Genomic DNA, 12,455 nt, shown 5'->3' with positions numbered 1-12,455 from the left:
GAGAAACGTTTTTTTTATGATGCGGATGTTAATCGGTCCACAATAAACTCAAGCTGTCCTTCTAGTGAAACTGGGTCATTAAAGAAGTACCCGACAGGATCGATTTCAAATACGTGTTTATTTTGTACAGCAGGCAGTGATGTCCAAATGCTGCTTTCATACACTTGGTCTCCTTTACTTTTTGAACCACTCCATGGACTAGTGAAAATATAGTCGCCTGCGTATTCTGGCAGCTTTTCAAGGGAAATATTTGCATAGCCGACACCGCTGTCGATAGCGTCTTTTTTAACTGCCTTTGGCGCACGTAATTTCAGCTCGTCATAAATGATTTCGCCTCCGCGCGCAAAGGTGTTTCCAAAGATATAAATACCTTTATCAAAAGGCGACACGATTGAAACGGTTTTGCTGCCGACCGCTTTTGTTACTTTAGGTTTTACCTCAGCTATTTTTGTATCCCATATTGTGATCCATTCTGCTGCTTTTTTCGGTGTACCTGTCATTTTACCGAATTCTTTTAGCTGATCTTTAAAGGAATATTGATTGTATTTAATTGCAACGGTTGGAGCAATTTTTTTGTATTGATCAAATTTCTCGTCTTCTCCCCAAGCGATAATCATATCTGGCTTCAAAGCGGCTACCTTTTCCACAGAAGGGGTTGTTCCAAGGTTTTTGACACCATCCGTTTTTCCCTTATAGAAAGGGTTTTTAAAGATGGGTGCAGTTGCAGCAATTGGCGTCTTGCCAAGTGTCACGAGGTCTCCGTAGTAGCTTTCTGCCAGAAGCACAATTCGTTTCGGATCTTTAGGGAGTTTGACCTCACCTTTGACATCCTGATAGGTGATTGTGTCATTCTGGTTGGCGCCAGATTTTTTATTTGAAGTGCTGCCGCAAGCAGCTGTAAAAAGCATAAGAATGGCTAAGGAAATCAAAAGAAATCCAGATCGTTTTTTCACAAAGATTCTCTCCTATTCACTTTCTTATGATAATGATTCTCAATTTCAATTATATCGTAACATGATGGAATGAAAATTGCATCGGCTATTTTAGGACCTAAAGAAAAATGGTGAATTTCTCCCGGTTTTTTGATGAAAATAAAGAAAATGTTCAGAACAATGATTTCAAAAAGAAAAGAAAATGATATACTAGACTTCGATATTGATAATCATTATCACTGATAAGAAATAGATATGAACGGAAAGGAAGAGACTGGTTTTGGGCTCACAATCGAATAAACAGCTGCCAGCCAAGGACGATGCAATGGATATTGTCACGAAGCCCTTTGGAACAGCAGCTGTTGTCATCATAGGAATCGTCGCTTTAGCATTTGGTCTTTTTTTATCGGTATCGTTAGGAGCGGCAAACATTCATCTACACACTGTATGGGAAGCCATTTTTCATTTTGATCCACAGCAAACCTCACATCAAATCATCCGGGAATTGAGGCTGCCGCGTACAGTTGGGGCTGCACTCGTCGGTGCCTTTTTAGCCGTATCAGGTGCCATTATGCAAGGGATGACAAGAAATGCGCTTGCGTCTCCTGAAATTATGGGCGTGACAAATGGCTCTGCATTTGCGATTGCTATAGCATTTGCATTTTTCCCAGGCCAATCTTCTTTCACATTAATTCTTTGGTCATTTGCTGGAGCCGCACTCGGTGCATCTATTGTGTTTGGTGTCGGTACTCTGTCTAAGGGAGGACTGACCCCAGTGAAGCTCGCACTGGCGGGTACGGCGGTTGGAGCACTTTTAAGCTCCATCTCTTCAGCAATTGCCATCCGGTTTGACGTCGCTCAGGACATGAGCTTTTGGTATGCGGGCGGCGTTGCAGGTGTGAATTGGAGCAACATTCAGGTCATTATTCCAGTCGCCATTGCAGGACTTTTGATTGCGATGATCCTTGCTCGCTCGATCACTGTACTGAGCTTAGGTGATGAATTGGCTAAAGGGCTCGGGCAGTATACGAAAACGGTCAAGGTGCTAGGAATATTGGTCGTAATTCTTTTAACCGGTGCTGCTGTGTCGGTGGCAGGCTCAATTGGTTTTATCGGGCTTGTCATTCCCCATGTCACTAGATTCTTGGTCGGAGTGGACTATCGATGGATTATCCCTTGCTCAGCTATTTTAGGTGCCATTTTGTTAATTTATGCAGACATTGCTGCAAGGCTGGTCAATGCTCCATTTGAAACGCCAGTCGGTGCCATTACTGCGATTATAGGCGTTCCTTTCTTCTTATATTTAGCTAGACGTGAAAGGAGCGGAATTTAAATGGAAATGGTGCAGCAGGCAAAGAAAAAGAAATATAAACGAACGATGCTCATGATCTTTTTAGCCATCGTCGCTGTATTTCTGATTAGTTTAAATACCGGAGAAATTCGTATTTCTCCGATAGATACATTGAAAACATTTTTTGGATTCGGAAGTGAAATGAATGAGCTGGTGCTGTTCGAATTCAGACTTCCAAGAATGATCATCGCTTTACTTGTTGGTGCTTCCATCGCTGTATCAGGAGCTATCTGGCAAGGTGTTTCTCAAAACGGCTTGGCTGATCCCGGTATTCTTGGTGTGAATGCGGGCGCAGGATTTGCCGTTGTGCTCTTTATCTTTGCATTCCAAGGCTCGATGTCGAACTTAGGTAATTTGACGATTTTTGTACTGCCGCTTTTCGCATTTGCAGGTGCAGGCTTTGCTGCATTTCTCATCTATGTGTTAGCGTGGAAAAAAGGCATCACACCTGTTCGATTGATTTTAACGGGAATTGGCGTTAATGCTGCGTTTTCAGCAGCAATTGTGGTCATTCAATTAAAAATGAGCCCAAATGATTTTAACCAAGCCATCGTGTGGTTATCAGGAAGCATTTGGGGCTCAAGCTGGACGTATGTCCTATCTGTTCTTCCATGGATGCTCATTTTCCTTGTGTTAGCGCTTGTGAGAGCACGCTACTTAAATATCATGAATTTAGGTGACCAGCTGTCCTATGGCTTAGGGATTTCGGTTCATAAAGAAAGAAGCTTTCTGATGCTGATTGCCGTTGCATTAGCAGGTGCAAGTGTCGCTGTTGCAGGTAGTATCTCGTTCCTAGGGTTAGCCGCACCGCACTTGGCGAGAAAGCTTGTTGGGCCAAAGCATCAAGGAATGATACCGGCCTCCGCGTTGATTGGCGCACTGTTATTATTACTGGCAGATACACTTGGCCGCGTCATACTTGCACCATCAGAGGTGCCAGTTGGCCTTGTCGTTTCTGCTTTAGGCGCACCTTACTTCATTTACTTATTGATGAAAACGAACTAATGAGAAAGGAGAAAAACATATGAAATCGCTCGAAACAGAAAAGCTTTGTATCGGTTATCAGGACCGTTTGATTGTAGATGATTTAAATATCAGTATCCCAAAAGGCAAGGTGACAACACTGATCGGGCCGAATGGATGCGGGAAATCAACGATTTTAAAAACAATGTCCCGGATCATGAAGTCCCATCAAGGAGCTGTTTACTTAAATGGCCAGGCTATTCATCAAACGCCTACAAAAGAAATTTCAAAACAAATGGCGATCTTACCGCAAACGCCCGAAGCACCAAGCGGACTGACAGTGTATGAGCTTGTGTCATATGGACGTTTCCCACATCAAAATGGATTTGGTCGCTTATCAAATGAAGATAAACGAATCATCAGATGGGCACTTGAGGAAACGGGCATGATCGCTTTTCATGACCGGCCAATTGAAGCACTTTCCGGTGGACAGCGTCAGCGTGTATGGATTGCGATGGCACTTGCCCAGGAAACAGAACTTCTTCTATTAGATGAGCCAACGACGTATTTGGATCTTGCGCATCAGCTCGAGATTCTTCAGCTGTTAGAACGGTTAAACAGAGAGCAGGGACGAACTGTGTTGATGGTCATTCATGATTTGAATCATGCGGCACGTTTTTCTCATTACATGATAGCCCTCAATCAAGGAAAAGTCATCAAAGATGGGACGCCTCATGAGGTCATGACCAAAGAGGTGCTTGGTCAGGTATTCCACATTGATGCAGAAATTGTACTTGATCCTAGAACAAATAAGCCGATCTGTTTAACATATGACTTAATGAATCATGAAAGAAAGCTAGAAGCTGTGAATGGATAATAGAAGTAAAAGGAACTCGGTGGAATAGCCGAGTTTTTTGCGTCTCTGAAACTTCCTAGTACTGCCATTTTCTCCAGTTGATATTTTTTCGCTTTTATGCAGAAAAGAGGTACTTTTTTACTTTAGACAATGGTAATATACGGTTAGAGATCATAGCTAGAAAGGAAAGAGATGCGTGGAAACAGCAAAAATATTGATTGCAGATGACGAAGAAGCAATTGTAAAAATGGTTGAACGCGTATTAAAAAAAGAAGGATTCAAGCATATTTATAAAGCCTACCATGCAGATGAAGCATTAGATGTTGTCAAAAACGAGGACATCCACCTCTTACTTCTAGATGTGATGATGCCCGGTAAGTCTGGCTTTGATGTTCTTCCTGAAATGAGAAAATATACGAAAGCACCCATTTTCTATTTAACTGCAAGAACGTCTGATGTAGATAAACTGACCGGCTTTGCGCAGGGGGCAGATGATTACATTACAAAGCCATTTAATCCGCTAGAGCTTGTGGCTAGAATTAAGGCTCACTTAAACCGAACATATATCTCCTTACAGGAAGAGCAAGAAGAGGCTCAAAACCAATATGAATATGCCCATTTCTCATATCATCCTCATTCAGCCGAACTGAAAGTGAGAGGAGAGATGACGGCATGCTCAGCTCAGCTTCTATCCTTGCTGAAGTACTTTTGTGATCATCCGAATGTGGTTCTTTCAAAAGATCAAATCTATGAGAAAGTATGGGGCGTCCCGTCGTATGGTGATAACAACACCGTCATGGTTCATATTCGAAAGCTGAGAGAAAAGATTGAATTAGATCCAAGTCAGCCTGAATATATTGTGACCATCCGTGGTATGGGATATAAATTTATTCCGCACCCTGTGAAGGTTCTTAATTAATTCATGAATTTACGAACAAAACTTTTCTTTCACTTTGTCGGACAGATGTTTATCGTCATTGCGATTCTGCTGATCGGGAATACGTTTACTGAGAATCTATATTATAAAAAATACTATGAGAATATGACCGAAACTGGTTTAACAAAGGCTGATGGGGACACACTCATGAGCTGGCTCTATTTTAACGAGGATGGCAAAATGGAAGCCGAAGATCAACTCAAGCAAGCAGTGAAAAAACGTGACGGCTGGCTGCAAGTGATTGATTCAAAAAAACATAACGTATATAGCTATCACCTTCCTAAAAATATTCCGACATCCTATCAAAAGGATGAAATGATCAAGATCTTTGAAAAAAGACAATTTAAAGATTACAAGATGTACTTCTGGCCAATTGAGATTGATCAAGAAAGCTTTATCGTGTTATATGGGTTCAAAACGAACAGCACAAAGGTAGCCAATTATCTTAAGCAGCATGAGAAAAATCTGGCTGCACTTTCTCAATATTCGCTTGAAACGATAGAATTCTTGAAAAGAATGAATGGATCGGTACACCTGTTTAATGAAGAAGGAAAATACTTAAAAGGCATTCGAGCCAAAAACGATTTGAAACATAACGTAACAGATGTTGAATTGCTTAAGTACCAATCGAAGCCTTGGGAGTTTAGAAGTGACCTATCTTATATCAGAGTGAATAAAAGTCTATATTTGATCGTTTCGGTACCAAACAAAGTATATAGTCCAGACGAATTGTATGATAAAGAGACAGATGCTTTAAATCAATATAGAACCATCTTGATTGCAGGTCTTGCACTCACTATTATTATCGTCATGACATTATGGTACTCGTATCGCTATGGTCTGCCGATCTATCACATTATCCGCTGGCTGATTTTCTTATCTAGAAATAAATTGCAGGAACCAACAAATAGAAAAGGAATTCCAATCAGTAAAAATAAAAAAGGTCGTATTAAGCGGGAATACCGATTATTTGAGGATATCCTAAAAACAATGGATCAGCTCACGCTTACATTAAAAGAGAATGAAGCAAACCGAAGAAAAATTCAAACCACAAGGGAAGAATGGATTGCAGGATTGTCGCATGATTTGAAAACACCTCTTAGTACGATTTACGGTTATGGGCTCATGCTTGAATCTGATCAATATCAATGGTCCAAGGAAGAAGTCATGGAAATGGGACAGGTGATTCGTGAGAAATCAGAATACATGTCGACCTTGATTGAGGATTTAAACCTCACGTACCGATTGAAAAATGGGGCCTTGCCTATTAATCGAAAGCCGGTCGAGCTGGGTGAATTTTTAGCCTCTATTATGGACGAGTTTTCAAGAAGCTCCTTTTCTGAGGATTTTTCATCCTCTTTTGAAGATCAAACAAACGGTGTCATGTTTGAGATCGACAAAGCCTGGTTCAGACGAGTGATTGAGAACCTGCTGGCGAATGCAGTCAAGCATAACCAAAAAGGCACTCATATTACAGCTGTTTTATCTGAAACAAATGAAGAAGTTCGGATAGAAATGAAAGACAACGGATGCGGAATGGCACAAGAAACGGTAGATCACTTATTTAACCGCTACTACAGAGGGACAAATACAAATGACCCAACGAATGGAACAGGACTTGGGCTGGCAATAGCAAAAGAGCTTGTCTTGCTGCATGACGGTGATATTCAAGTGGAAAGTGAACTAGGTGCTGGAACAACTATTGCGATTATCCTTAAAAAATCACCTTCTGTAAAATAGGCAAAAGACGATTTTCCTTTCTTAAGGAGATCGTTTTTTCCTGTTTTAGGATTGAAATCAACTTTGTAAACGATTACAATTAAATTGTTAACGTGAACAAATTATTTTTCATACGATAAGAGGGATGGGGGAGTTTGATGAGAGCCTTTTTAGATGAGCAGTTTTTACTAAACAGTCCAACGGCGGAAAAGCTATACCATGAGTTTGCAAAGGACCTTCCAATTATAGATTACCATTGTCATTTAAGTCCTAAAGACATCTATGAAAATAAAACCTTCCAAAATATCACCGAAGCATGGCTTTATGGAGATCATTACAAATGGCGTGCCATGAGAGCAAATGGCATCCCTGAAACGCACATTACGGGGGATACATCAGATCATGAGAAATTTTTGGCGTGGGCGAAGACCGTACCCATGACCATTGGAAATCCACTCTATCACTGGACTCATCTAGAGCTAAGACGATATTTTGAAGTCGAAGACCTATTAAACGAAAAAAACGCAGACATTATTTGGAAGAAAGTCAATGAAAAGCTGCAAGGAGAGGGATTTGGTGCGAGAGACTTCATTGTGAAATCAAACGTTGAAACCGTTGTGACAACAGATGATCCGGTCGATTCGCTTCACTATCATCAAAAACTGCGGGAAGAGGAATTCTCTGTACAAGTGCTCCCAGGGTTTCGACCTGATAAAGCACTCGATATAGCGAATGATCTGTTTGCAAAATATGTTCACGAGCTGGCAGAGGTTTCAGCTACTCCAATACAATCCTACCAAGACTTCTTAAAAGCACTCCGTGCAAGAATCGATTTCTTCCATGAACACGGCTGTTTGATCTCAGATCATGCTATAAATGAAATGACATATGAAGAAACGACAGAAGAAGAAGTGGAGACCATCTTTCATAAAAGAATGTCTGGTCATCCATTGACGGAAGAAGAGAAGATCAAGTTTAAAACAGAGACATTCATTATGCTAGGTCAGGCTTACTGTGAGCGTGGCTGGGCGATGCAGCTTCATATCAATGCGCTTAGAAACAACAATACGAAAATGTTTGAGCGGCTCGGACCAGATACGGGGTATGATGCGATGAATGATGAGGACATTGCAAAGCCGCTTTGCCGAATATTAGATCGTTTAGAACAAGAAGATGCTTTGCCAAACACCATTCTCTATTCCTTGAATCCTAGGGACAATGTGGTGATATCAACATTGGCTGGAAGCTTTCAAGACGGGAAGACACCGGGGAAGATGCAGCACGGCACAGCCTGGTGGTTTAATGATACGAAGCAAGGAATGACAGAGCAGATGATGGCTCTTTCCAGTATTGGACTGATCAGCCGTTTCATCGGGATGCTGACTGATTCACGAAGCTTTTTGTCGTATACAAGGCATGAATATTTCCGAAGACTGCTTTGTGATATCATCGGAGATTGGGTAGAAAAAGGAGAAGTCCCCTATGACCTTGAGCTGTTAGGGGGGATCGTGAAAGGAATCAGCTATGAAAATGCCAAGCAATATTTTCAATTTGACCGGGCAAAACAGCTCCAGCATCAAAGTAAAATCACATGAGGAAAAAGGTAAGAAAATGAAAGCGGTTTTATGATAAGATGGAAAAAAATCATAAAAGGCGGAATAGCATGACAGTCACAATTAAAGACATAGCAAAATTGGCAAACGTCTCTCATACTACGGTATCAAGGGCTTTGAATAATAGTCCTTTTATTAAAGAGAAGACAAAACAAAAGATTTTGTCGATTGCAAAACAGCTGAATTATTCACCGAATGTCCATGCCAGAGGTCTTGTATCACAAAAATCGTTTACAATCGGTCTGTTTTTTACGAGTTTAACAGAAGGCACATCTTCAAGCTTCTTTGTAGATGCGTTAAAGGGCGTCAATAGCGTGATGACTGAGCATTATAATCTGTTTGTAAGGGGAATTGACGACTTTCACGATTACACAACCATTCATAAACAGCGCTACGATGGCATTTTGCTTATGAGTCAAAGCGAGCACGATGAAGCGTTTATCCATCATGTCAAGAAACAGGGCATTCCAATCATTGTGCTGAATCGCCGTGTAGAAAGTAATGAAGTGATGAATATATTAGCAGATGATAGTCAAGGAGCATATCAGGCAGCGCACTATTTCATTCAGCAAGGCCATCATCAAATCGCCATCATTGAAGGAAAAGAAGGCTTTAAATCGACTCAGGAGAGAAAAGCTGGCTTTCTCCAAGCGTTAATTGATCACCATATTCCTATGAAGAAAGAATATATGATCACAGGCGACTACCACATGAAAAGCGGCTATGAATCAATGGAATCCCTCCTGACCCTTGATCATCCGCCAACAGCGCTTTTTTGCTCTAACGATGATATGGCCATTGGTGCGATGAATGCTTTATATGCAAAAGGCAAGACGTGTCCAGGTGATATCTCTATTATCGGTTTTGATGATATAGCATTCTCATCCTATACCACGCCTGCACTGACAACGGTGAAAAAGCCAATCGAAAAAATGTGTGCACTTGGTGCAGAAGCCATCCTATCAGTCATAAACGGTGAAGAGCAGGAAGAAGATCATATGGAAAAAATCTATGTCCACACAGAGCTGATGATCAGAGATTCAGTCAAAAAGGTGCAGTAATCAGCACCTTTTAAAGATAAATGTTCACGTGTGCATATCACGAAGAGAGGGGAATCCATTTGAAACGTTTATCAAAAGCCATGTACCCTGTGCCTGAGTATCCGGAAACGATTTTACAGATTGGTGAAGGGAATTTTATGCGAGGATTTATTAATTGGCACATCCAGAAGCTGAACGACTGCACAGATTTTAAAGGAAGAGCTGTTGTTGTTCCTCCGCGAAAAGGATCCGTTGCGGCTTTAAATGAGCAAGATGGCTTATATACTTTATGTATACAGGGCTATCATGACCAGCAAGAAATGAATGAGCGCATGATCATTCAATCGATCAGCAGAGGAATCAGTACGTATACGGATTACGATGGTTTTTTATACGTAGCTGAAAACCCCGATCTCCGCTTTGTCTTCTCAAACACGACAGAGGCAGGACTTATGCTCAGAAAGGAGGATCGCTTGGAGGATCGACCGCAAGCCAGTTTTCCAGGAAAGCTGACGGCGTTCTTATATCACCGGTTTAAAGCATTTACTGGGGATGAACAAAAAGGGCTGATCATCCTTCCATGTGAACTGGTCGAACATAACGGTGACCGCTTGAAGGAATATGTGATAGACATGGCAGCTGAGTGGGACCTGCCGCCTGCGTTTATCACATGGATCAAGGAAGCCAACACGTTTTGTAATACGCTTGTGGATCGGATTGTTCCTGGGTTTTCTAAGGAAGCAGCTGAAATTGTCCAAAAGGAAGATGGGTATATCGACGAGTTGCTTGTCACGGCAGAATATTATCACCTCTTTGTTATTGAAGCACCTGCCTTCGTACAAAAAGAGCTTCCCTTTCAAAAAGCAGGGTTAAATGTCCTTTTTGTAGAAGATATTGCGCCTTATCGCATGAGCAAGGTACGAATTTTAAATGGTGCACATACAGCAATGGTGCCAATCGCTTACTCATTTGGTATAGAAACTGTAAAAGAAGCTGTGGATGACAAGCATGTTGGTCCGTTCATCCGGCGTATGCTGGAGGAGGAAGTACTGCCAGGGCTTGAGCTCTCTCAAGATGAGCTTCTTCTTTATACACAATCGGTTTGGGATCGTTTTTGCAATCCATTTGTGAAGCATCAATTGCTCGATATTGCGCTCAATGGTATATCCAAGTTCCGAACCCGAGTTCTTCCGTCATTGCTTGATTATGTTGAGCAAAAGAAACAGCTGCCAATGAAACTCGTGTTTTCACTCAGCAGTCTCATTTATTTTTACAGAGCATATGCAGAAAGGATAAAGGATGATGAGACTGTAATGGCATTTATGAAGGAAGCCTGGGAAGGGGAGAACCAATCCAATGAAGCGATCGCAGCCAGGATTCTATCATGTGAGCCATTATGGGGGAGAAATTTAACGGATGTAGATGATTTGAGTCACGCTGTAGCTGATCAGCTTACCTTCATACAGGAGCAAGGGATGAGAGCGGCTGTTCAACGAATGCTGCATCATCAATATGAAAGTCAGGGGGAGAAGGCATGAAAGATTTTATTGTGATTCACCCTTCAGATAATGTCGGTATTGCTTTAAAAGTGCTTGAGCAAGGGGATGAGCTGCAACATCAAGGACACTCTGTTGTCTTAAAAGAGAACGTTCCCAAAGGTCATAAGTTTGCTTTGGCTGATATCAAGCAAAGAGAGAATATCATGAAATATGGCTACCCCATTGGGCATGCAACGACTGCCATTTCTGCTGGAGAATGGGTGCATACGCATAATATCAAAACCAATCTATCAGGAAAGCTCGATTACGAATACGAGCCTTCATTCACAGACAACCCCTATGAAAAAACGAATCTTACATTTAAAGGATATAAACGAAAAAATGGGGAAAGCGGGATTCGCAATGAGCTTTGGATTGTCCCAACCGTTGGATGCGTGAATGGCATTGCCGATCAAATCATCCAAATATTCACCGCTGAAATGGGTGGAAACATCCATCCGTTTGAAACAGCTCTTGTATTAAAGCACAATTATGGATGCTCCCAGCTTGGGGACGATCATGAAAATACAAAAACCATTTTACAAAATGCCGTGAAGCATCCTAACGCTGGAGGGGTGCTCGTCCTTGGACTTGGTTGTGAAAATAATGATATTGAAGATTTTCAGTCCACATTAGGTGAATATGACCGTGAGAGAGTGAAATTTTTAAGAAGCCAAGAAGTAGGAGATGAGATTGAGACGGGAGTCGCTTTACTCAAGGAAATTTATGATGCGGCGAAAGATGATCACCGTGAAGAGATCCCGTTATCTGAGCTGAAAATCGGCTTGAAGTGCGGAGGATCAGATGGATTCTCCGGCATTACCGCAAATCCGCTTTTAGGAAGGCTGTCCGATTTTATTGTTGCTCAAGGCGGCACGACAGTGTTAACAGAAGTGCCCGAAATGTTTGGAGCTGAAACGATTTTAATGGAGAGAGCGGAATCAGAAGCGACTTTCGACAATATTGTGCAAATGATCAATGACTTTAAACAATACTTCATGGATCATCGACAGCCAGTATATGAAAATCCTTCCCCGGGAAATAAAGCTGGTGGAATTTCGACATTAGAGGATAAATCTCTCGGCTGTACACAAAAAGCAGGGACTTCTGAAATTCAAGATGTATTGAGATACGGGGAATTGCTGAAGCGAAAGGGCCTGAATTTATTAAGTGCGCCAGGTAATGATTTGGTTGCTTCATCCGCTCTTGCCGCTTCCGGCTGTCAGCTTGTCCTTTTTACAACAGGCAGAGGGACACCATTCGGCACGTTTGTTCCAACAATGAAGGTATCGACGAATACAGCCTTATATGAAACAAAAAAGCACTGGATTGACTTTAATGCGGGAGAACTGCTTGAAGATGTACGAGAAGATGTTGTGTTAGAAAAATTCATTTCAACTGTCATTGATGTGGCGAGCGGAAAGCTATTAAATCATGAAAAAAACAATTTTAGAGAGCTGGCTATTTTCAAAACAGGTGTCACACTTTAAGGCGACTGGGGGATGA

10 protein-coding genes are annotated in these 12,455 nt (G+C 41.6%); 9 read left to right on the top strand and 1 reads right to left on the bottom strand.

Features of this window, described 5'->3' with window-relative positions:
• Positions 1-14 precede the first annotated feature (14 nt).
• Positions 15-953 carry an iron-hydroxamate ABC transporter substrate-binding protein gene (locus MHH26_RS13815; RefSeq protein ID WP_340973728.1) on the bottom strand — a complete coding sequence of 313 codons (939 nt, stop codon included), beginning with the start codon at positions 951-953 and terminating at the stop codon, positions 15-17.
• Positions 954-1,212: 259 nt separating this feature from the next.
• On the opposite strand from MHH26_RS13815, the gene MHH26_RS13810 reads away from it, so the two are divergent.
• The 9 genes from MHH26_RS13810 (at position 1,213) to MHH26_RS13770 (ending at position 12,439) form a co-directional block, all read left to right on the top strand.
• Positions 1,213-2,265, top strand: a complete 1,053-nt coding sequence (locus tag MHH26_RS13810; protein ID WP_340973726.1) for a FecCD family ABC transporter permease — start codon at positions 1,213-1,215, stop codon at positions 2,263-2,265.
• On the top strand, positions 2,266-3,288 hold the full coding sequence (locus MHH26_RS13805; RefSeq protein WP_307500229.1) for a FecCD family ABC transporter permease: 1,023 nt from the start codon (positions 2,266-2,268) through the stop codon (positions 3,286-3,288).
• 19 nt (positions 3,289-3,307) lie between these two features.
• On the top strand, positions 3,308-4,123 hold the full coding sequence (locus tag MHH26_RS13800) for an ABC transporter ATP-binding protein (protein WP_060597288.1): 816 nt from the start codon (positions 3,308-3,310) through the stop codon (positions 4,121-4,123).
• A gap of 175 nt (positions 4,124-4,298) precedes the next feature.
• Positions 4,299-5,021 (top strand): response regulator transcription factor, encoded by a 723-nt coding sequence (locus tag MHH26_RS13795; RefSeq protein ID WP_034659958.1) that lies wholly within the window; start codon positions 4,299-4,301, stop codon positions 5,019-5,021.
• A 3-nt stretch (positions 5,022-5,024) separates the two neighbouring features.
• Positions 5,025-6,779, top strand: a complete 1,755-nt coding sequence (locus MHH26_RS13790) for a HAMP domain-containing sensor histidine kinase (RefSeq protein WP_066030418.1) — start codon at positions 5,025-5,027, stop codon at positions 6,777-6,779.
• 137 nt (positions 6,780-6,916) lie between these two features.
• Positions 6,917-8,353, top strand: coding sequence for a glucuronate isomerase (gene uxaC / locus MHH26_RS13785; RefSeq protein ID WP_340973723.1), 1,437 nt, complete (start codon positions 6,917-6,919; stop codon positions 8,351-8,353).
• 68 nt (positions 8,354-8,421) lie between these two features.
• Positions 8,422-9,432 carry a LacI family DNA-binding transcriptional regulator gene (locus MHH26_RS13780; protein WP_034659952.1) on the top strand — a complete coding sequence of 337 codons (1,011 nt, stop codon included), beginning with the start codon at positions 8,422-8,424 and terminating at the stop codon, positions 9,430-9,432.
• Between the two features lie 59 nt (positions 9,433-9,491).
• Complete coding sequence (locus MHH26_RS13775; RefSeq protein ID WP_340973720.1) at positions 9,492-10,949, top strand: tagaturonate reductase; 1,458 nt, start codon at positions 9,492-9,494, stop codon at positions 10,947-10,949.
• Positions 10,946-12,439, top strand: coding sequence for a UxaA family hydrolase (locus MHH26_RS13770; protein ID WP_340973718.1), 1,494 nt, complete (start codon positions 10,946-10,948; stop codon positions 12,437-12,439). Before MHH26_RS13775 ends, MHH26_RS13770 begins: the two co-directional genes overlap by 4 nt.
• Positions 12,440-12,455: the final 16 nt, after the last annotated feature.

The organism is Bacillus sp. FSL K6-2839 (assembly GCF_038003365.1).
Lineage (GTDB): Bacteria > Bacillota > Bacilli > Bacillales > Bacillaceae > Bacillus.
Note: the sequence above shows the minus strand (reverse complement) of the source record. Positions and strands in the feature narration are given on the sequence as shown.